The 20,078-nt window shown below is 58.6% G+C and carries 19 protein-coding genes and 1 other RNA gene; 7 read left to right on the top strand and 13 right to left on the bottom strand.

Features of this window, described 5'->3' with window-relative positions; translation table 11 throughout:
* Window positions 1–14: 14 nt before the first annotated feature.
* The 3 genes from AAC622_RS02850 to rnpB all read left to right on the top strand — a co-directional run bounded on the left by AAC622_RS02850 (window position 15) and on the right by rnpB (window position 1,976).
* A complete protein-coding gene (locus tag AAC622_RS02850; RefSeq protein ID WP_340260211.1) occupies window positions 15–893 on the top strand; it encodes a hypothetical protein in 879 nt (292 codons plus the stop codon).
* Window positions 890–1,582, top strand: coding sequence for an N-acetylmuramoyl-L-alanine amidase (locus tag AAC622_RS02845; protein WP_340260209.1), 693 nt, complete (start codon window positions 890–892; stop codon window positions 1,580–1,582). The genes AAC622_RS02850 and AAC622_RS02845 overlap by 4 nt, the downstream gene beginning before the upstream one ends.
* A gap of 12 nt (window positions 1,583–1,594) precedes the next feature.
* Window positions 1,595–1,976, top strand: an RNA gene (gene rnpB / locus AAC622_RS02840) — RNase P RNA component class A.
* A gap of 13 nt (window positions 1,977–1,989) precedes the next feature.
* On the opposite strand, the gene AAC622_RS02835 is transcribed toward rnpB, so the two are convergent.
* Window positions 1,990–2,445 carry a nucleoside deaminase gene (locus AAC622_RS02835; RefSeq protein ID WP_340260207.1) on the bottom strand — a complete coding sequence of 152 codons (456 nt, stop codon included), beginning with the start codon at window positions 2,443–2,445 and terminating at the stop codon, window positions 1,990–1,992.
* Window positions 2,446–2,508: 63 nt separating this feature from the next.
* On the opposite strand from AAC622_RS02835, the gene AAC622_RS02830 reads away from it, so the two are divergent.
* Entirely contained in the window at window positions 2,509–3,384 is an 876-nt protein-coding gene (locus tag AAC622_RS02830) for a pseudouridine synthase (protein ID WP_340260205.1), read from the top strand.
* Here the strand turns inward: AAC622_RS02830 and AAC622_RS02825 are convergent.
* The 3 genes from AAC622_RS02825 to ftsY are packed head-to-tail and all read right to left on the bottom strand — an operon-like array spanning window position 3,359 to window position 6,160.
* Window positions 3,359–3,964, bottom strand: coding sequence for an inner membrane-spanning protein YciB (locus tag AAC622_RS02825; protein ID WP_340260203.1), 606 nt, complete (start codon window positions 3,962–3,964; stop codon window positions 3,359–3,361). The two genes, AAC622_RS02830 and AAC622_RS02825, sit on opposite strands and share 26 nt — an antisense overlap.
* 15 nt (window positions 3,965–3,979) lie before the next feature.
* The gene (locus AAC622_RS02820; protein ID WP_340260201.1) at window positions 3,980–4,882 is read right to left on the bottom strand and encodes an EamA family transporter; all 903 of its coding nucleotides are present in this window, start codon (window positions 4,880–4,882) and stop codon (window positions 3,980–3,982) included.
* An 18-nt stretch (window positions 4,883–4,900) separates the two neighbouring features.
* A complete protein-coding gene (ftsY, locus tag AAC622_RS02815) occupies window positions 4,901–6,160 on the bottom strand; it encodes a signal recognition particle-docking protein FtsY (protein WP_340260199.1) in 1,260 nt (419 codons plus the stop codon).
* Between the two features lie 141 nt (window positions 6,161–6,301).
* Here ftsY and AAC622_RS02810 point away from each other — a divergent pair, with 141 nt between their 5' ends.
* Genes AAC622_RS02810 through AAC622_RS02800 form a run of 3 tightly spaced genes read left to right on the top strand, consistent with a single transcriptional unit; the run spans window position 6,302 to window position 8,575 of the window.
* Window positions 6,302–6,592, top strand: a complete 291-nt coding sequence (locus AAC622_RS02810; protein WP_340260198.1) for a hypothetical protein — start codon at window positions 6,302–6,304, stop codon at window positions 6,590–6,592.
* On the top strand, window positions 6,514–7,323 hold the full coding sequence (locus AAC622_RS02805) for a fatty acid desaturase (protein WP_340260196.1): 810 nt from the start codon (window positions 6,514–6,516) through the stop codon (window positions 7,321–7,323). Before AAC622_RS02810 ends, AAC622_RS02805 begins: the two co-directional genes overlap by 79 nt.
* 40 nt (window positions 7,324–7,363) lie before the next feature.
* On the top strand, window positions 7,364–8,575 hold the full coding sequence (locus AAC622_RS02800) for a UbiH/UbiF family hydroxylase (protein WP_445322591.1): 1,212 nt from the start codon (window positions 7,364–7,366) through the stop codon (window positions 8,573–8,575).
* Here AAC622_RS02800 and recN read toward each other — a convergent pair.
* The 9 genes from recN to AAC622_RS02755 form a co-directional block, all read right to left on the bottom strand.
* The gene (gene recN / locus AAC622_RS02795) at window positions 8,572–10,230 is read right to left on the bottom strand and encodes a DNA repair protein RecN (protein ID WP_340260194.1); all 1,659 of its coding nucleotides are present in this window, start codon (window positions 10,228–10,230) and stop codon (window positions 8,572–8,574) included. The genes AAC622_RS02800 and recN overlap by 4 nt on opposite strands.
* Window positions 10,231–10,253: 23 nt before the next feature.
* On the bottom strand, window positions 10,254–11,147 hold the full coding sequence (locus AAC622_RS02790; protein WP_340260193.1) for an outer membrane protein assembly factor BamD: 894 nt from the start codon (window positions 11,145–11,147) through the stop codon (window positions 10,254–10,256).
* Between the two features lie 97 nt (window positions 11,148–11,244).
* Complete coding sequence (gene lpxC, locus AAC622_RS02785) at window positions 11,245–12,165, bottom strand: UDP-3-O-acyl-N-acetylglucosamine deacetylase (RefSeq protein ID WP_340261396.1); 921 nt, start codon at window positions 12,163–12,165, stop codon at window positions 11,245–11,247.
* A gap of 249 nt (window positions 12,166–12,414) precedes the next feature.
* Window positions 12,415–13,995 carry a cell division protein FtsZ gene (gene ftsZ, locus AAC622_RS02780; protein ID WP_340260191.1) on the bottom strand — a complete coding sequence of 527 codons (1,581 nt, stop codon included), beginning with the start codon at window positions 13,993–13,995 and terminating at the stop codon, window positions 12,415–12,417.
* Between the two features lie 250 nt (window positions 13,996–14,245).
* Window positions 14,246–15,580, bottom strand: a complete 1,335-nt coding sequence (gene ftsA, locus AAC622_RS02775) for a cell division protein FtsA (RefSeq protein WP_340261394.1) — start codon at window positions 15,578–15,580, stop codon at window positions 14,246–14,248.
* A complete protein-coding gene (locus AAC622_RS02770; RefSeq protein WP_340260189.1) occupies window positions 15,580–16,515 on the bottom strand; it encodes a cell division protein FtsQ/DivIB in 936 nt (311 codons plus the stop codon). Before AAC622_RS02770 ends, ftsA begins: the two co-directional genes overlap by 1 nt.
* Window positions 16,503–17,381: a D-alanine--D-alanine ligase gene (locus AAC622_RS02765; RefSeq protein WP_445322613.1), complete on the bottom strand. Its 879-nt coding sequence runs from the start codon at window positions 17,379–17,381 to the stop codon at window positions 16,503–16,505. The genes AAC622_RS02770 and AAC622_RS02765 overlap by 13 nt, the downstream gene beginning before the upstream one ends.
* A gap of 148 nt (window positions 17,382–17,529) precedes the next feature.
* A complete protein-coding gene (gene murB, locus AAC622_RS02760) occupies window positions 17,530–18,450 on the bottom strand; it encodes a UDP-N-acetylmuramate dehydrogenase (RefSeq protein ID WP_340261392.1) in 921 nt (306 codons plus the stop codon).
* A gap of 245 nt (window positions 18,451–18,695) precedes the next feature.
* Entirely contained in the window at window positions 18,696–19,937 is a 1,242-nt protein-coding gene (locus AAC622_RS02755) for a hypothetical protein (RefSeq protein ID WP_340260185.1), read from the bottom strand.
* Window positions 19,938–20,078: the final 141 nt, after the last annotated feature.

Genomic DNA, 20,078 nt, shown 5'->3' with positions numbered 1-20,078 from the left:
CTTTCTGCATAAATATGCAAAAAGCTTATGAGGCAGTGATGGGGTTTAAGGTCGGGCATTCCGCAAATTTGCGGGACAAGTTGCGCGTGGGGGCATTGCTTGTGGCCGTAGGAATTGGGGGGAGTGGATGCGTCTCTGCCCCCAATGATGTCGCCCAAGGGGTTGGGTTCAACGATTATCAAAGCTATCTCGCCGCCGAGGCTTCACGGCGCGAGACCTTGCGAACACCGCCACAGGCAATCACTGCGCCGCAAACGGCGCCGATCGTGGCCAATGCTGCCGCACCCGCAGCACCCGTTTTGACGCAAGATCAAATTTTAACGGCCCGCGCCCGCGCGGCCATTGAGGCCGCCGCGCGACAGGCGGTCTCACAACAGGGCGCGCGCGCTATCGCCGCCCCCGCGCCTGCGGCATCTACGTCACCTGTCGCTGTGACACCCATTGCCTCTGCGGCACCCATATCTGCACCCCCGACATCTGCAACACCCCGTGGGATTTCTGACGAACAGGATTTCAACGCGGTGTCCGCACGTGAGACGATTGAATCAGACGCCGAACGGCGCGCACGGATGCAGCAACAATTGGTAGTGGTGGCACCTGAACCTGTGCCTGAGCGCCCCCAAACGGTTGGGCCATCGGTGTTGAATTACGCCTTGGCAACGAGCCATCTGATGGGGCAACGGGTTTATGCCCGTTCCCCCTTGGGTCGGGGGCGACATGCGGAAAACTGTGCGGCCTATCGCGGGGATGATCTCGCGCAAGAAGATTTCTTAGCGCGCGGCGGGCCCAATCGCGACCCAATGGTGCTTGACCCTGATGGGGACCGCTATGCCTGCGGATGGGACCCTGCACCCTATCGCGCGGCGGCCCAAGCCGCGCGTGCGACCCAATGAGCCTGCCCCGCCAAAGCCCTAATTTCGGGCCAAGGCGCGAGGGGGCAACCCCCTCTTTGATCGTGATCCATTATACCGCGATGGAGGATTGCGAGGGGGCAGCGCGCGCTCTCTGCGACCCATCCCGCGAGGTTTCGGCGCATTATCTTATTGGGCGTGACGGCGGATGCCACGCTTTGGTGGATGAGGCGATGCGGGCATGGCATGCGGGCGCGGGGGCTTGGCGCGGGATCGTGGACGTAAATTCCCACTCCATCGGAATTGAATTGGACAATTGCGGATTTAGCCCGTTTTCCGAACCACAAATGGCCTGCCTCGGTGATCTGCTGCGCGGGATCATGGCCCGTTGGGATATTCCGCCCGAAGGCGTTATCGGCCATTCTGATCTGGCTGCAGGGCGAAAGATTGACCCAGGCCCACGATTTGATTGGGCACGGCTTGCGCATGATGGCCTCGCCATTATGCCAAAAGCGCGCGGGGCTTTGGCGATAGACCCGCAGCGCTTTATGAGGGATTGCGCGCAAATTGGGTATCATGTGGATGATCTCGACCTCATGCGCGACACGCTGCGGCGTAGATATCGCCCCCATGCTTTGGCAAAAGCCGCGCCGCTTGACGGATGGGATTGCGCGGTTGCGGCTGATTTGGCGGCGCGCTTTGGCATTGACCGCGCGGGCCGCGTCACCTAAAGCGCCTCTTGCGCGGAGGGCTGGATGACTGCGGGCAGCAATGTTCGAGGAAAGTCCGGACTCCAAGAGGCAACGGTGCTAGGTAACGCCTAGGCAGAGCAATCTGACGGAAAGCGCCACAGAAATGAAACTACCCAAGACTTCGGCCTTGGGAAAAGGTGAAACGGTGGGGTAAGAGCCCACCGCGCGCGTGGTGACACGGGCGGCACGGCAAGCCCCACCGGGAGCAATGCCAAATAGGGATCGTTGGAAAGGGCAACCTTTCAGGGCCGCTTCTGCCCTGTGCGATCCGGGTTGGCAGCTAGAGTGATCTGGCAACAGATCGCCCAGAGGAATGGTCATCCATGCCCCGCAAGGGGCAAGACAGAATCCGGCTTATAGGCCCTCCGCGCATATTCTGTCGGCCATCACCCGTCTCGCTTGGCTGCGAAGAACGCGCGCAAGAGTGCGGCTGCCTCATTCTCCATAATGCCGGAATATATCTCAGGCTTCCAATGCGATTGGGGGTGATCAAAGACACATGGCCCCTGCGCCACGCCGCCCGATTTCGGATCAGAAGCCGCATAATAAAGGCGAGACAGGCGCGCTGCGGCAATGGCCCCTGCGCAGGCAGGGCAAGGCTCAAGACTGACCCAAATATCGCATCCTGTAAGGCGTTCCTGCCCCAATGCGGCACAAGCGGCACGAATGGCGAGCATCTCGGCATGGGCGGTCGGGTCATGACGCGCGCGCATCTCGTTGCGGGCTTCGGCGATTACCGCGCCATCCTTGATGATCACGGCACCAACAGGCACCTCACCCTGCAAGGCGGCCTGTCGCGCCAGATCAAGCGCGCGGGGCATATGGCTGTGAAATTCGTTCATATTCCCTTCATGCCTCAGTTTCTGCCTCTTTCCAAGCAGAAGCCAAACCCTTAGGGAGGGCACATGAACACAAGCACACCACAGGGCGAGCGGATCGCCAAACGCCTGTCCCGCGCAGGGATTGCCTCGCGCCGCGAGGCAGAGCGGATGATTGCCGAGGGTCGCGTCAGCGTGAATGGCAAATTCATCGATAGCCCTGCCCTAAATGTGACCGCGCAAGATCGCATTGAGGTGGACAACACCCCCCTGCCCGAGATCTCCGCCCCGCGCCTGTGGCTCTATCACAAACCTGCGGGGCTGATCACAAGCGCCGCGGATGAAAAGGGGCGCAAGACCGTCTTTGACGCTTTGCCAGATACACTACCACGGGTGATGTCCGTGGGGCGGCTCGACCTGAATTCCGAAGGTCTGCTTTTATTGACGAATGATGGCGGCCTAAAGCGCAAACTTGAATTGCCTTCTACGGGATGGCTTCGCAAATATCGCGTGCGCATTAAGGGAAAACCCAATGACGAGGCCTTTGCCCCTCTGCGCAAGGGCCTGAGCATCGAGGGCGAGACATTTCAACCCATGAGCGTCTCACTGGATCGCCAACAAGGGGCCAATGCATGGCTCACCATTGGCCTGCGCGAGGGAAAGAACCGCGAAATTCGCCGTGCGATGGAGGCGATTGGTTTTGAGGTAAACCGGCTGATCCGCATCTCTTACGGCCCGTTTCGCTTGGGCGAACTCAAAGCGGGCGAGGTTGAAGAGATCAAACCGCGCGTCTTGGCGGATCAACTGGGCCTAGAAGTGCGGGTTGAGGGGCACGCGAAGGCCAAAACTGGCCCCAAAACGGGAAAGCTGCGCAAAGCGCCGCCCAAAAAATCTGCGCGCCCCACGCGCGATGGTGGGAAGGCCAAACGGGGCGGGTTTAAGCCTCGTCCGAAGGCTCGCTGAAGCGCTCAATCACCTTGGCTTGTGCCATAAAGGCCACGAACAAAAAGGCGGGCAGCGCGAAGGTTTCAAAGGTTACCCAAAACTGTTCCGAAAAATTGCGCCAGACGATCTCATTGGCAACCGCCATTGCGGCGAAAACGGCTGTCAGACGGCGGGTGATGATCATCCAACCTTCATCCCGCATCTTAAGAAATTCACCCATCAACACCTTCAGCCAGCTTTGCCCGCGCAGAAGGCCAATCCCCAACAAGGCCGCAAACACTGCGTAAACAAGCGTGGTTTTCATCTTGAAAAACCGCTCGTCATTGAACCAGATGGTCAGCCCCCCAAAGAACACTACCATCACCAAGGTGAACATCTGCATGCGTGAGATATGCCCTGTCAGATACCAAAGGGCCGCGATTGCCGCCCCAATCACAGGGATGAACAGCGCGGTCGCCATGATGAAGCCCGAATACTCCACCCCCGCAATGGTGAAGGTCTGGTCTTTGATCCACAGATACAGAACGAAAAACCCCAGAACAGGCCCAAGCTCTAGCGTGGTTTTCAACCATGGCGCGATGGGTTTTCCGTTTTGCATGGGTCTGTTCCTTTTCTAGCCTGCTGCCTCAACTATCACGGCGCCCGCTGCAATCAACCCCATAAGGGCCAAACGCCGCGGGCCAACGGTTTCCTTGAGGAAAATCCAACCAATCAGCGCGGCAAACACGGTGGATGTCTCGCGCAGCACGGCCGCCTCGCCCACATGATCAAGGCGCGTGGCCAACATGACCGACCCGAAAGACCCGAATGCCACCAAGGCCCCGATGACCCCGCGCAAAGCCAGCCCTGAGGGCGCAGGCGGGTTTGCCATACGCCGCCACGCGACATAAGCAAAACCGGGCATGGCAAAGCCATCAATAAAGAAAAACCATGCCAGAAAGGTAAAAGGGTCGGCGGTGGCGCGAATGCCATAGGCATCATAATTGGTGTAAAGCGCCACAAATAACCCTGTCAGCACTGCAAATCCCAAGGCGGGGATCAGCGTTTCGCGGTCAATCGTCACCGTGGCGATATTATAGGCAGCAAGCCCATAAAGCCCCGAGATCAAAACGCCCACCCCGATCCATTGGCCAAGGGTAAAGACCTCGCCAAACAAGATGCCCGCCCCGATCACAGTAAAGAGTGGGCCTGTGCCCCGCATCACGGGATAAACCACCGTATAGGCGCCACGCCGATAGGCCGACAGCACCGCCCATTTATAGCCTGCATGGATGATGAACATGCCCGCAAAAATCGGCCACATATGCGGCTCGGGCCATGGCACGATGAACAGGGCAACAGGCCCTGCCAAAACCACCATCGCCGCATCAATCGCACCGCGTGACAACAGGGGGTCATGCCGCCCCTTTTGCAACGAGCCAAAAATCGCATGCAGCAGCGCCGCGCATAAGGCCAAGATCAGGGCCAATTGTTCGCCCGCCGCCGTGCCCTCAAGGGCGATGATCAGATCCCCCAAGGGCGACCCTCCACCCTGTTACGCATTTCTCTCCAACCCCATAAGCGCGTTTGCAAATTCTTCGGGATCAAAAGGGGCGAGGTCGTCAATCTGCTCGCCCAAACCAATGGCGTGAATGGGCAGGCCAAATTTATCGGCCAATGCCACAAGGATACCGCCCTTGGCCGTGCCGTCAAGCTTGGTCATGATAAGCCCGCTGACATCCGATATCTTACGGAATTCTTCGACCTGTCTGAGCGCGTTTTGGCCCGTGGTCGCATCAAGAACCAACAGCGTGTTATGCGGCGCATCCGGCTCTTTTTTGCGGATCACCCGCACGATTTTGGCCAATTCTTCCATCAAATCCGCGCGGTTCTGTAACCGCCCCGCCGTATCAATAAGCAGCAAATCGGCCCCATCGGCTTCGGCCCGTGCCATTGCATCAAAGGCCAAGGCCGCGGGATCGCCCCCCGTTTCGGCACGCAGCACAGGCACGCCCGCGCGATTGCCCCAAATCTCCAACTGCTCTACCGCTGCCGCACGAAATGTATCGCAGGCAGCAATGACAACGGATTTCCCCGCAGCTTTGAATTGACTGGCCAATTTACCGATGGTTGTGGTCTTGCCAGACCCGTTCACACCAACCACCAACACCACCTGCGGCCGCTTGGGGTAAATCGGCATCGGCTTGGCCACAGCTTCCATAACGCGGGCCACATCGCGGGCAAGCGCCGCTTTGATCTCGGCCGCGCTCATGCGGCGGCCAAAATGTTCGGAGGCCAGATTTGACGAAAGCGCAAGGGCGGTTTCCACCCCCAAATCTGCGCTGATGAGGATTTCTTCCAATTCCTCGATCATCTCATCATCAATCACGCGCTTAGCAACGGGCGCAGCGCCCCCCCCCACCAAGCGGCGCAACAGGCTTGGCTTCGCTACAGGTTCGGGAGCAGACTTAGGTGCTTTCGCCGCCTCGGCCTTCGCGCCCTCAATGGCGGGGCGGGCGACTGGTTGAGGGTGCGGTTCTTCCACCGCGGCAGGTTCTGCAGCATCCTCAGGGGCACCCTCAGGGTCTTGGCTTTGCTCTGGCTCTGGCTCGGCTTGTGGTTCAGGTTCTAGCGCAGGTTCTGGCTCTGGTGCCTTCTGCCCCTCACTTACGCGCTCGGCTGCTTCGGCAGTTTCTTCGACTATCTCAGGGGCCGTATCATCAGTGGCGCCTTCGGCCACCAAAGCCTCTAACCCTTCGTCAATCTTGGACGAAGACTTAAAGAGCCGCTCTTTCATTTTCTTGAAAAATGACATTCGCTCAAAAACCGCCTTTTACCTTCCTGCTCTTCCCCTAATACGCCGCGCGGGGCATTGCAAAGGCTTTGCACTGATTGGCCCGTGCGGGTAAGTTTTCAGCACTTGATTTGGCCAGATCACAGACGGGGTTTTGCGGGAATGAAACTTCCGCCCATTGTTCTATTCGCAGGCGCAACGCTGCTGCCTTTTGGGCTATTGTGGCTTAAGGTTTTCGCACGAGGCCCATTTGGGCTGTTTGCACTGATTGTGCTGACTGTGGTGGCGGGCCTGGTTGACCATCTCAGTCCGCAGCTCTCTCGCCCAAGCGGCGTATCTGCGCGCCCCAACCGACATGGGGCACTGGCCCTGCAATGGATTTTGGGGATCGGTCATATTGGTCTTATCCTTGCCCTGCCTTTTGTGGTGCAAGGAGGGGGCTTGCGTCCCTGATCTTCACCCTTGCACTTTCATCATTTGTAGGACAGATCACACACCCCAATGCGCATGAATTGATCCACCACCCCAGCCGTGCCGCGCGGCGCTTGGGGCATGGTCTTTATGCAAGCCTTGGGATGGGGCATCACGCCTCGGCCCATTTGTTGATCCATCACCCCCATGTCGCAACCGCGCACGATCCAAATAGCCCCGTGCTTGGGCTTGGGTTTTGGGCTTATCTTCCGCGGGCATGGTGGAGCTGCTTTCACGGTGCACTTGCCCGCGAGACTGTGCGCCGTGGCGGTGTCACATGGGCGCATCCCTATCCGTGGCATATCGCGCTTGCGGCGCTGTTCCTGATCTATGCCTTCGCCGCAGGGGGTGGTTTGGCTTTGACCGCATATCTGTTGGTGGCTGCCCTCTTCCATATCCAAGTGATGTTATCCGATTACATCCAACATTACGGGCTGCGCCGCGCCATTGGCGCAGATGGCCGCACCGCGCCGCAATCTGCGCAAGACAACTGGAACGCACCGCGCCCCTTTAGCACCAAAATGCTCTTGGCCGCGCCGCTGCATTCATACCACCACCTCAATCCCACCCGCAGCTATGTGGAACTGAGCTATGCTCCAGATCACCCGCGCTTGCCCTACAGCCTTCCTGTCATGGCCGCCTTGGCAACGGTGCCGCCGCTTTGGCGGCGGGTGATGGATCCGCGGGCAGCACGATGGGCCGCGCGAAAATGACGCTTGGACGCGCGGCAGGGTGCGGCCTATTTAAGAGATCATGAGCGATATGATCGACACAGATATTCTGATTTCGGGTGGCGGCATTGCAGGGCTGATTGCCGCCTCTGCCTTTGGTGCGGCAGGTTTTTCCGTTCTTTGCGTAGACCCAAGCGCGCCGATTACCACCCGCGATGCAGAAGGTTCCGATCTGCGCAGCACCGCGTTTTTACAGCCCTCGCGCGACTTTCTCGATCAGGCGGGAATGTGGCGGCATTTTGCACCGCATGCAATGCCCTTGCAGATCATGCGCATCGTGGACGCGGGCGGGGTCGAGGCCGTGGCGCGCAGCGCGCATGATTTCAACGCAAGCGATATCTCGGATTTGCCATTTGGGTGGAACCTGCCCAATTGGCTGTTGCGCCGTGAAGGTTTGGCACGGATCTCTGAATTGGATCATGTCACCTTTCGGGCGGGCGTTGGCACAAAATCCTTACTCACCCGCAGCGCAGAGGCGCGCGTCACCCTCACCGATGGTACCCGTGTGCGGGCCCGTTTGGTGATTGCGGCAGACGGGCGCAATTCCCCCGTGCGTAAGGCGGCGGGCATTCCTGTGACGACCTGGCGCTATGGTCAAAAGGCCTTAGCCTTTGCTGTCAGCCATGACCACCCGCATGATAATATCTCGACCGAGGTGCATCGCTCGGGCGGGCCATTTACCCTTGTGCCGTTGCCAGATTACGAAGGCAAACCCTCCTCCGCCGTGGTTTGGATGGAGCGCGGGCCAGAGGCAGAACGCCTCTATGCCCTCCCCCAACCCGCGTTTGAGGATGAAATGCGCACGCGCTCTGCCGAGCTTTATGGGCCGTTGCGTCTGATTTCACAGCGCACGATCTGGCCGATCATTACACAAGTGGCGCATCGCCTGACAGGCGAGCGTCTGGCCTTGGTGGCCGAGGCCGCGCATGTGGTTCCCCCGATTGGCGCGCAGGGCCTCAATATGAGCCTTGCCGATATGGCGACCCTGCTTGATCTGGCCAAGGCCGCGCCTGACCGAGTGGGTGAGGCTGCCATGTTGCAAAAATATGAACGCGCACGCCATGCCGAGATTGCCGCCCGCGTGGCAGGGGTGGATGCGCTCAATCGCGCCTCGATGGCCGATGATCAAGGCTTGCGCGATTTGCGGATGAAGGCGCTGAACAGTTTCTACTCGGTGAAACCTGTGCGCCAAATCTTGATGCGCGCGGGGCTTGGCGCGCGGGCAGCGCGCTAACGCTGAGCCTGGAACACCAAGGCACGCGCCGCCTCGCGCGCGGCGTCTGTAATGACATCCCCAGAAATCATGCGCGCAATCTCATCGACACGGGCATCGGCATCAAGCGGCGTCACGGCGCTGAGTGTGGTCTCATTTTCAACCACCTTTGAGACGCGCCAATGATGCGCGCCAAGGGCCGCAACCTGCGGGCTGTGGGTCACAACCAAGACCTGCCCCCCTTGCGCCAACGCGGCCAAACGGCGCCCTACGGCATCGGCGGTCGCCCCTCCAACACCGCGGTCTATTTCATCAAAAATCATCGTTATATCAGATGCTTGACGCGTGAGGCACACCTTTAACGCTAAGAGGAACCGTGACAATTCCCCGCCCGAGGCGATCTTGTTCAAGGGCCCTGCAGGCGCGCCAGGATTGGTGGCCACAGTGAAGGTCACGGCATCAATCCCCTCTGGCCCTGCTGGGGCATCAGTAAGCGCGGTGGTGAAGACCGCGCGTTCCATTTTCAACGGGGCCAGTTCCCCCGCAATCGCCGCATCAAGGGCGCGCGCCGCTGCCTCACGCTTGCTGCGCAAGGCGGCGGCTGCCGTTTGATAGGCCTGATCTGCGGCAGCCTCGGCGGCGGCAAGGGCTGCCAAATGCGCATCCCCCCCTTCAATCGCGCTCAGGCGGGTTTGCAAATCCTGCCACATCTCTGGCAAGGCATCACATAGAACGCCGTATTTGCGGGCCAAAGCCCGCATGGCAAAAAGGCGATCTTCTGTTTCTTCCAAATCCTGCGGATTGAAAATCAAACGATCTGCAAAATCGCCCACAACGCGTTGCGCTTCGCCCAATTCGAGATTGGCGCGCTCTAGGGCGGCCAGTGCCTCGTCCAAGGCGCCATCGCTACGATCCGACAACCCAGCCACAAGGCGCAGCGCATCGCCGATCTGCCCCTCTGCCCCCTGATCCGACAAAGTGGCGACAAGCCGCGCCACATCTTCACGCAACCGCTCGGCCCCTTGCATAAGGCGGCGCTTGGCATCAAGCGCATCTTCCTCACCCGGTACGGGGGCAAGGGATTCGAACTCGGCCACAGCGTGGCGCAGGAAATCTTCCTCAGCGCAAATTTTTTCGAGATCGTCTAGCGCCGCTTTATGGGCAGATGCGGCCTTGCTACGCGCCCGCCACAGCGCGCTCAACGCTGCCAAATCATCGCCATGGCCGCCGAACTCATCGAGCAGCGCACGATGTCCGCGCGGGTCAAGCAGACCGCGATCATCATGCTGGCCGTGCAATTCGACCAAAACATCCGACAGGGCGCGCAGAACATCACCGCTTGCGCGGCGATCATTCACCCATGCGGTCTTGCGCCCGTCTTGGGTGTTGATACGGCGCAGGATCAATTCAGGGCCAGAGGGCAGACCCGCCTCCACCAAAATCGCCTGAACAGGGTGATCCATGGGCAGATCAAATACGGCGGATACCTCGCCCTGTTCTGCACCTTGGCGCACCAAATCGGCACGGCCGCGCCAGCCCAAGACAAAGCCAAGCGCGTCAAGAAGAATGGATTTCCCCGCGCCTGTTTCCCCCGTCAAAACATTCAACCCCGCCTGAAACTCAAGGCTGAGATGATCAATCAACAGAAGATCGCGAATTTCGAGATGCCGCAGCATCGGCCATGCCCCCGTTCAGTAACCTAGAGCCACGCCCCACGGATCGTGTTGTTCCAAATGCCGCGCAACCAACCCTCGCCTTGCGGTTCAGGCTCGAGGCCCTGCCCCTGCAATTGACGATAAGCATCTTCGTAGAAGGGCGAAGATTGGAAGTTATAGCCCAATATCGCGCCCGCGGTTTGCGCCTCATCCGTCAGACCCGAAGAAAGATAGGCCTCAACCAAGCGCATCAGCGCCTCAGGCGTGTGCGATGTTGTTTGGAACTCTTCGACAACGACACGAAAGCGGTTGATTGCCGCCATGTAATGTTGGCGCTCAAGATAGTAGCGGCCAATTTCCATTTCTTTTGCTGCCAAATGATCAAAAGCCAAATCGAATTTCAAAGCGGCGGAATTGGCGAATTCGCTATCAGGGTAAAGTTCGATCACCGCGCGCAAGGCTTGCAGGGTTTGAAAGGTCACACCTTGGTCACGGCCTACCTGTTCAATCTGATCATAATAGCTCAACGCCAAAAGATATTGCGCATAGGCGGCATCATCATCGGCAGGGTAAAATTCGATAAAGCGCTGTGCGGCAACCCGCGCCTCTTCGTATTGGCGCGCCTCGTGATGGCTGAAGGCGGCCATGATCAACCCGCGCTTGGCCCATTCCGAATAGGGATGCAGGCGCTCAACCTCTAGGAACAAAGGCGCGGCTGCCTCTGGATCATCGTTATTTTCAAGCTCAAACTCGGCCCGGTTGTAAATTTCTTCAGCGGTCAGGGCCTCAAGGGGCTGTTCCACCACACGCGGCCCAAAGAGACCACGGCGCGGCTCACCATCGGCGCGCGGGCCACAGGCCGTCACCCCAAGCGAAAGGATCAGCAGACCAAGCCCAAGCTTTCGTGAAAATCCATGCGCGCGTGACGTGTCGTTCATCTATATACCCTGTAGAAATCCGCCCAACCCCAAATCTTGGGTATCTTATTCCTAGGGTGTTAGCACATTAATCGGAAGGGCAAAACGTCAGATTGCCTCAGGCAACATGCGCCAAATCATGTTGGCCAACCCCCATGCCGGGCAAATGGGCGGCCGTCTTGTCGTCACATTGCACCAAACGCATCGCATCAGGCATCGCAAATAGCGCGCGCAGCAGGCGATTGGTCAACATATGGCCTGCACGCACGCCTTCGTAATGGCCAAGGATCGGATTGCCTGCCAAGGCCAAGTCACCAAGAGCATCAAGCATTTTGTGGCGCACAGCCTCATCCGCATGACGGAAACCACCGGGGGACAGCACATCATCACCATCCACAACCACAGCGTTGTCATAGGATCCACCAAGGGCCAGACCCGCATTCCACATCGCCTCAACATCGGATTGGCGACAGAATGTGCGGCTGTCACAGAGTTCGCGCACGAAACGCCCATTGGCCAAATCCGCGTGGCGATGCTGCACCCCAATCGCGGGGTCAGGGAAATCAATCGAAAACGCCATTGTCAGATGCGAGGCAGGCGAAAGCGATGCTTCGCTATCGCCATCACGCACAGTCACTTTCTTCAGGATTTCAATCGCATAGATGGGGCGATCTTGCGGCGCGATACCCGCAGCAACAAGGCCGCGCACAAATTCAACCGCCGAGCCATCCAAAATGGGCACTTCCTCGGCATCAATATCGACACGCGCATTGTGGATACCACAGCCCGCCAGTGCCGCCATCAAATGTTCAATGGTCGAAACGGAAACCCCATCAGCGTTGCAAATCTTTGTGCAAAGGCGGCTTTCTGGAACCGCATCATAGCGCGCGGGGATCAGCGGATCAGCATCGCGCACATCCACCCGATTGAACCAAATGCCACTATCGGCCACGCTTGGATGGATGGTCAGGGTAACAGGCTTTCCCCCATGAAGGCCTACACCTTTGAAACTTGCAGATTTTTTCAGCGTTGCTTGCACAGCAAACCTTTCTGTCGTCATGTGCCCACAATCGTGGGCGCCCCCAATACAGCTACCCCATCTGACTGCAAGTCTGTGATACAAACTGAGCGGGGGCGAGACAATTCAAGCTTTGTGACTCTCTGCAACAATGCAAAAACGCATCGGCAGAATCTTGCCAAAGACCACAGGATACTCATCTAATCATTTGATTAAAAACGAAAAAGGCCGACACAAGATCGGCCTTTTCGCTGTCATATTTTCGAAAATTTAATTCGCTTGGCGGCGCAGGAATGCAGGAACTTCGATGCGCTCCTGCTCTGGGTCGACTGCGTCATCCTCCATCATCGGCTGATGCTGCGCGCTGAGGTCAGGGCGACTGCGATTCACGGGGGCGTCTGTGTTGCTTTGACCCGTCATCCGCTCAAGCAGCGAATTAATCCCAAAGGCACGGCGGGGCGCGGCGGGTTTCTCCGTCAATGCGGGGCGCGGCGAAGTTGGGCGTGCTGTCGTTGCATTATGCATTGCGATTGCATTTTTCAGACGATCCAAGGCCTGCGGGCTTGGCGTGCCTGCTGCAGGACGCATCGGGGCGGTAAAGCTGGCCGCTTCTTGTTCATAAACAGGCTCAGGGTCAGCCGCGACAGGGGCGGGGCTGCTCATCGCGCTGTCATACACAGGCGCGGGAACCTCGTTGTGATCCACCTCCATCATCGAGGCGGGCTCAGAGTTAACTTCAAGCTCAAGATCATCGAACAAGAACGGCTCAGGCGATTGATCTGCTGCGAATTCTTCGGCAGGTGCAGGCTGTTCTTCAACAACTTCTGCAACAGGCTGAGGCGCGGCTGTGTAGCTGCGCTCTGGCTGGTACATCTGCATTTCAGAAACATCGATACCTGTTGCCACAACAGACACACGCATCCGACCTTCCATCGAGGTATCAAGGGTCGAGCCGACGATGATATTCGCGTCAGGGTCAACCTCTTCACGAATGCGGTTTGCGGCCTCGTCCAATTCAAACAGGGTCAGATCATAGCCGCCTGTGATATTGATCAAGACGCCTTTTGCACCTTTGAGGCTGATTTCATCTAAGAGCGGGTTGGCGATGGCCTTTTCAGCGGCCTGAATGGCGCGTGTTTCGCCTTCGGCTTCGCCCGTGCCCATCATGGCCTTGCCCATCTCGTTCATGACGGCGCGCACATCCGCGAAGTCAAGGTTGATCAGGCCCGGACGCACCATCAGATCCGTCACACCTTTGACGCCCTGATAGAGAACATCATCCGCCATCGCGAAGGCCTCGGTGAAGGTGGTTTTCTCATTGGCCAAACGGAACAGGTTTTGGTTCGGAATGATGATCAGCGTATCAACAACCTTTTGCAGCTGCTCAATGCCCTCTTCGGCTTGGCGCATCCGCTTAGCGCCTTCGAATTGGAAGGGCTTTGTCACCACACCCACTGTCAAAACGCCCAGTTCACGCGCCGCTTGCGCGATGATTGGCGCCGCACCCGTGCCTGTGCCACCGCCCATGCCCGCGGTGATGAAGCACATATGTGAGCCTGCCAATTGATCCACGATCTCTTCGATGGATTCTTCTGCCGCACTTGCCCCAACAGAAGGGCGCGCCCCTGCCCCAAGACCCTCGGTCACGCGCGCACCGATCTGGATGCGCTGCGGTGCTTTGGATTGCTGCAAGGCTTGGGCATCGGTATTCGCGACAACGAATTCGCAGCCATCAAGGGCCTGCTCAATCATGTTGTTCACGGCATTGCCGCCTGCGCCACCCACACCGAAAACGGTGATCCGTGGTTTTAGCTCTGTCCCTGTGTCGGGCATGGAAAGGTTCAAGGTCATCTGCTCGGTCCACCTGTTTTGTCGTCCCTGACCTGATCTTGCGCCAGATATCTTGGGATTTGACTGCCTCGTGTTTCTTTTGGATCACGGTAACGATAAATCTGCGCCGCGTCATCAGAAAATTGCGAATTTACCACAAAATAGAGTGGCTTATCTGTGACCTTCGGCGTGATCTTGCCGACACCCCCCGCATTCTGTGGTGCGAGGGGGCAATTTCGCTAGGGTTTGACGCGTCAATCGGGGCGGTTTCTCACCAATTGTCGCGGAACCAACGCACCGCGCGCTTCAGCGAGCGGGCAGGATAGCTTTCGGCGGGAATGTCGAAATCCCACCATTCATCTTGTGGATAGGCCGCAAACAGCGACAGACCAACCGATGTTGAAAACGCGGGGCCACAGGCCGATTGCGGCAAACCTTGCACCCGCATCGGGCGGCCAAGCCGCACCTGATTGCCCAAAATGCGTGAAGCCAAACCATCAAGACCCGGCACCTGACTGCCCCCACCTGTCAAAACAATGCGCTGACTGGGCAGATGATCAAACCCTGCGGCATCAAGGCGGGCGCGCACCTCTTCAAGGATTTCCTCAACGCGCGGGCGCATCACACCGATCAATTCCGCACGGCTGACATGACGGCGGTCGTAATTCCAATCGCCTGTATTGCCCTGCAATTCGATCATTTCGCGATCATCCATGCCCGTGGCAACAAGCCCCCCAAAGCGGGTCTTGATCCGCTCGGCATGGGTCATGGGAATTTGCAACGCCTGCGAAATATCCGAGGTGACATGATCCCCGCCCATGCGCACGGTATCGGCATAGATCATATGCTTTTTCATGAAAATAGACAGGCCCGTGGCACCGCCGCCCATATCCACACAAGCCGCGCCCAATTCCTGTTCATCCTCGACAAGGCTCGACACCCCCGCCACATAGGGCGAAGAGGCCAGACCTGCGAGCTCCAAATCACAGCGTTTCACGCAGTAGAGCAGCGCCTCAATGGCATTGGCCTCGACCGACAGAAAATGCATATCCACCGCCAGACGTTCGCCAACCTGACCACGGGGGTCGGATAGGCCTGTGCGATGATCCAATGAGAAATTGACAGGCTGCGCGTGCAAAACCTCGCGTCCTTCGCCCAAATCAGGCAAATCACAACTGGCCAAGGCGCGGGCCACATCATCATCTTGCACAGTCTTGTCTTGAACAATCGTCTCGCCCGCCATGCCATAGGAGCGCGGACGCGCCCCTGCAAAAGCCACCATGACGTGATCCACGCGGGTATGGGCCATTTTTTGCGCGGTCTGGACAGCGGTGCGAATGGCGCGTTCGGTTTCTTGAACCGTGTCGATCTCGCCAAAACGCACACCGCGCGAGCGCGTTGTGCCCATGCCAATCACCCGAAAGGCAGACTGCCCCGCAAGGGCCGCTTGGCGATCTGTGGAATAGGCCATGCCCGTCTCATCAAACCGCAGCACGAGGCAGGAGATTTTATAACTGCCCACATCCAAAACCGCCATGACACCGCGCTTGAGAGCCTCTTGGCGTTTGGCGCGCATTGCGCGCTGCATATGATACAGATTGTTCATCATCCTTGCCGTTCTCCACTCACCACCAACTGACTACGCAACATGTCGAAATTATCTTTGGCCCCTGCGCTGAGGCGTAATGTGGGCCGGTCTGGCCTGCGCATATCTATACTGAGGATATCGCGGCTCAGAATATCCTGCGCCTGATCCAAGGCGATCACCCGATCTAAGACAAAACTGGCATTTTCCTCGGGCAGCATAATCTTGCGCCCATCAGAAAGGATGACATCCCAGCGCCGCTCGCCCACACGCACGAAACCGCGCAACTGATCGGCCAAAGGGGCCGCGATACGCACAAGGTTCAAGGCCTCGCGCGCGGCAAGATCCGCCCCTTCCCCGCCGATCAACGGTAAGGCCTGCGAAATGGGTCGGCTGATCAAATCATCAATGACAACGCCATCTCCATCAATCAACAAGAACGCCTCGCGCGTTTGCCAGATCAATTCAGGCAGCCGCTCCTCAATATCCAATTGCAGGACCCCATCTGCCGCGATGCGCAGTTGGGCGTTGCGCACTGCGGGCATTTCTTCGATCTGTGCCTTTATCTGGGGCAAATCGAGATCGAAGGAGGAGAGCGGGAAATCAAGCGACAAACGCCCGCGGATTTCATCCGCCAAAGCGGGACTTGCACCATTCACTGACAACAGCGTCACTCGAAATTCTGGGCGCGCCTCAATGGTGCGGCGCAGATCTTCCACCTGCGCGGTCAGCTGATCCATATTGCGCGGGTTCGACAGGTAGGCGGCGCTGCCCCCAACGATGATGATCAAAGGCAGACCATAGCGCATAAAAACGCGAAAGACGGGCGTCAGCCAAAGGCGCTGAAAACGATAGGCCATCACCGATGGGGCGGGGTCGCGCTTTTGGCGCGGGCTTGAGGCGCTTGCGCCATGTTGCGGCGCGCTTGGGCGCTGCGCAGGGCCTAGCGGTCGCATGAGGCATCCTCCACCATCCAACGACACAGAGCGCCGAAACTGATCCCTGCGGCCTGCGCCTGTTCGGGTGCCAGTGAGGTTGGGGTCATGCCGGGTTGCGTATTGACCTCAAGCATCACCAAACCAGCCAAGCCGCGCGTATCGTCCCAACGGAAATCGCTGCGCGAGACCCCCCGCAGACCCAGCGCGCGATGCGCGGCAATCGCCATATCAAGGCAGGCTTGCGTAATCTCAGCGGGAATATCGGCAGGGATCACATGGCGCGACCCGCCGGGCTTGTATTTCGCATCGTAATCATACCACCCTGTCGTGATAATCTCGGTCACGCCAAGGGCGCGATCCCCCATCACTGTGGTGGTCAATTCACGACCGGGCGCATAGGTTTCCACCATCACCTGATCTGGCATCTCAGGGCCAAGCACGGGGGGGCTATTGGCCCCGTCCATCACCAGATACACCCCGACCGAACTGCCCTCGTTATTGGGCTTTACCACATAGGGCGGCGGCATCACATGGGCGCGCGCGACATCGTCCCGCGCCACGATCTGGCTGTCCATGACGGGCAGGTTTGCGGCGCGCAACACATCTTTGGTGCGCTGTTTATCCATGGCAAGCGCAGAGGCCAAAACGCCCGAATGGGTGTAGGGCAGACGCATCCACTCCAACATGCCTTGCACCACGCCATCTTCGCCAAAGCGGCCATGAAGCGCGTTGAACACAACATCAGGGGAAATTTCAGACAGACGCATAGCCAAATCGGGGCCTGCATCGACCTCGATCACCTCATAGCCTTCGCCCGCCAGTGCCTTGGCACATTCGCGCCCCGATGAAAGAGACACCTCGCGCTCTGCCGAGGGGCCACCCATCAATAACACAATACGGGGGGATGCTTTTGCAGCAGAACCGCCCAAATCTTGCCTCTTGCCTCAATCGGCCTTCAGGGTCTTTGCGCCCCTTGGCCACCGCGTTGCCCGCATCTATGCGGCGGGCTGTTATTGGCGCGCTTACAATCCGTTACGGACCACCCACGCGCATAATTTCCCATTCTAGCTGCAATCCGCTGTTTTGGAAAACCTTTTTTCGCACATATTCGCCCAAATCTTCCAAGTCCTTGGCGGTGGCCCCGCCTGCATTGGTCAGGAAGTTAGGATGTTTCTCATTCATCACCGCGCCGCCCAGACGATGCCCGCGCAGACCTGCATCCTCGATCAGCTTCCACGCTTTCATCTCGTGGCTGTCATCGGCGCGCCCAGTCGAGGAAAACCCCGCAGGGTTGCGAAAGGTCGAGCCTGCCGTGCGGTCTTTGGTCGGTTGGCTGGCATCGCGGCGCGCCAGTTGGTCGTCCATCTTGGCGGCCAGTTCATCGGGTCTGGCGCGCGGAGCGGTGAACCGCGCCTCGATCAAGATCAGATCGGGGTCAAGCCCCGTCTGGCGATAGGCAAATTGGAAATCATCAGGGGCAAGCGTGACCACCCTGCCCGCCCGCGTCACCGCGCGGGCCGTGGTCAAATGATCCGCCACATAGGCCCCATAGCAGCCCGCATTCATGCGGCAGGCCCCGCCGATGGTGCCAGGAATGGTGCGCAGAAAGGTCAGGTCTAACCCCGCCTCGCCCGCGCGCCGCGCGACATGGGCATCAAGCGCCGCCGCCCCTGCAATGACCTGATCCCCTTCGATGCGAATATCGTTAAACCCGCGCCCCAAACGGATCACCACACCGCGCATCCCGCCATCGCGGATGATGAGGTTGGAGCCGACACCGATGGGAAAAACAGGAATGGCGGGATCAAGCGCGGCAAGGAAGCATTGCAGATCGTCAAGATCCGCAGGCTGAAACAGATACTCCGCAGGCCCACCCACACGCAGCCAAGTCAGATCTGCCAAAGGGCGATCTGGGGTCAAAGTGCCGCGCGGGATTGGAAGGCTTTGGGTCATATAGGGGAAGTAGCGGTTGCGATTCCCCCGCGCAAGGGTTTTGGCAGAGAGGTAGGAGTTTGCGCCCCCTTTAGGGTTTTGTCGCGCACAGCCCGAGGGGTGGGCCATCTCGTTTCCCCGTCAAGGGTTTTGTGGCGCACGGCCCGAGGGGTGGGAGCGGCACTGCCGCGCCCGCCCCGTGGGGGCGGGTCGTGCGCGACAAAACCCGCTTTGAGCGGGTTTTGTGGTTAGGCTGCCACGATCATTTAGTTGGACAAGTTCGTCACACTTTCAACGATATCGCTAAGGGCATTAGCCGCGTTTCCAATCTTCACCGTCCCATCAGCAAGTTTCCCAATTTGAGGCGCCCGCTTCTGCCAAAACCTCAACAATGCCAAACCCGTGGCACCCGTTGCTTCTGCGAATCGCTGATCGAAAATTTCACGCATTTGATCGTCTGACGCCTGAGAGACGCGCGCGCGCCATTCGAATAACTCGCGCAACATATCAGCCAAGATCGCCTGCCCCTCTGGATCAAGTGGAACCTTCTCAGAAGAAATTCCCCTTATTTCATCGATCTTTTGGTCGAATAAGCTTAAGACGGCGTCTCGGTCTAACTGGTCCCATGACAACTGTGAGAGCGGCGCAAGCGCAGCAAAGGCGGGTCCGAAGTGGGTTCGAAACACGGCGCGCAAATTCGTGACAGCGTCCGCCAAGATTTTAATTAATGACTCAGTCAGATCATCCGCGTGTTGCGGGTCCCCCATGAACATTTCAAGATACTTGGCTCGGTTCATCAGTATCCGCACCCGCAAGTGATCTATGTTCTCAACGCGATTTAGCTCATTCAGCAATTTTTCGGCGGCAACGCGGGTTGCGCCTGCGGTATTTCTGCCGCCACCCATGCTCTCGGTATAATCAACAAAATCTTGAAGCAGATCCCGCGCTTCCCTTGCATCATCAAGAAAACGCCTGTTGGCTTGGGGGTCGCGGAGGTGTGCGGTGTCATCGTCAATGCCGACGATGCGCATCATTCGTGCTATCTGATCGAAGGTATAATCAAATGGAATAGCACGCGAGATAGCAAACCCCTCCATCACCCCCGCGATGCGATCCAGAACCTCCGTATCCGTCCCCGTCCAAAACGCCTCGTCCTTCTGCGCCAATTCGTTCAGAAGCGGCCAGTTCTGCGGGCGGGCGTGAAGGGCGTTTTCGTAGAGGTCTTTGAACACGGACCATGCGGGGTGACGTTGGAAAAGCGGTGTGGCGTTTTCCCAAACTTCGGAATGCGGGTCTGCGCCATCAGGCAAGAGAGGTAACTTCGTTAGGTCCTCTCCCTGCTCGACAGCGGTGGCGGCGGCGATGGCGGCGAGGGACGCGGAAGCGGAGGCCGAGGATGAGGATGAGGATGAGGCGGTGACGAAAGTGGCGCCGACGGAAGCGGCGGCCGCGTTGGCGGCCAAGGCGACAGCCGCGTCGGCGGCGGAGGCAGCGGCGTAGGCGGCCAAGGCGACGGAGGAGGCGTAGGCGTTGGAGGCAGCGGCGCAGGCGACCAAGGCAACGGAGGAGGAGTCGGCGGCGGTGGGTTTGGAGGCTCTACGCCCAAACTTTCTAATCGTGGCGCGATTCTCATGTGAAGCAACGTTTGA

It is taken from the genome of Roseobacter sp. HKCCA0882 (assembly GCF_037805225.1).
Lineage (GTDB): Bacteria > Pseudomonadota > Alphaproteobacteria > Rhodobacterales > Rhodobacteraceae > M30B80.
This window is presented reverse-complemented; position numbering and strand designations above follow the sequence as displayed.

What these genes read in the sequence shown, in the direction of transcription:
- AAC622_RS02835 (WP_340260207.1), bottom strand. Translation starts at nt 2,445, where the DNA reads ATGAACGAATTTCACAGCCATATGCCCCGCGCGCTTGATCTGGCGCGA.
- AAC622_RS02805 (WP_340260196.1), top strand. Translation starts at nt 6,514, where the DNA reads ATGGATTTTGGGGATCGGTCATATTGGTCTTATCCTTGCCCTGCCTTT.
- AAC622_RS02850 (WP_340260211.1), top strand. Translation starts at nt 15, where the DNA reads ATGCAAAAAGCTTATGAGGCAGTGATGGGGTTTAAGGTCGGGCATTCC.
- ftsA (WP_340261394.1), bottom strand. Translation starts at nt 15,580, where the DNA reads ATGAACAATCTGTATCATATGCAGCGCGCAATGCGCGCCAAACGCCAA.
- ftsZ (WP_340260191.1), bottom strand. Translation starts at nt 13,995, where the DNA reads ATGACCTTGAACCTTTCCATGCCCGACACAGGGACAGAGCTAAAACCA.
- AAC622_RS02845 (WP_340260209.1), top strand. Translation starts at nt 890, where the DNA reads ATGAGCCTGCCCCGCCAAAGCCCTAATTTCGGGCCAAGGCGCGAGGGG.
- recN (WP_340260194.1), bottom strand. Translation starts at nt 10,230, where the DNA reads ATGCTGCGGCATCTCGAAATTCGCGATCTTCTGTTGATTGATCATCTC.
- AAC622_RS02765 (WP_445322613.1), bottom strand. Translation starts at nt 17,381, where the DNA reads ATGGGTGGCCCCTCGGCAGAGCGCGAGGTGTCTCTTTCATCGGGGCGC.
- AAC622_RS02790 (WP_340260193.1), bottom strand. Translation starts at nt 11,147, where the DNA reads ATGAACGACACGTCACGCGCGCATGGATTTTCACGAAAGCTTGGGCTT.
- AAC622_RS02825 (WP_340260203.1), bottom strand. Translation starts at nt 3,964, where the DNA reads ATGCAAAACGGAAAACCCATCGCGCCATGGTTGAAAACCACGCTAGAG.
- AAC622_RS02810 (WP_340260198.1), top strand. Translation starts at nt 6,302, where the DNA reads ATGAAACTTCCGCCCATTGTTCTATTCGCAGGCGCAACGCTGCTGCCT.
- murB (WP_340261392.1), bottom strand. Translation starts at nt 18,450, where the DNA reads ATGACCCAAAGCCTTCCAATCCCGCGCGGCACTTTGACCCCAGATCGC.
- AAC622_RS02830 (WP_340260205.1), top strand. Translation starts at nt 2,509, where the DNA reads ATGAACACAAGCACACCACAGGGCGAGCGGATCGCCAAACGCCTGTCC.
- ftsY (WP_340260199.1), bottom strand. Translation starts at nt 6,160, where the DNA reads ATGTCATTTTTCAAGAAAATGAAAGAGCGGCTCTTTAAGTCTTCGTCC.
- AAC622_RS02800 (WP_445322591.1), top strand. Translation starts at nt 7,364, where the DNA reads ATGAGCGATATGATCGACACAGATATTCTGATTTCGGGTGGCGGCATT.
- AAC622_RS02770 (WP_340260189.1), bottom strand. Translation starts at nt 16,515, where the DNA reads ATGCGACCGCTAGGCCCTGCGCAGCGCCCAAGCGCGCCGCAACATGGC.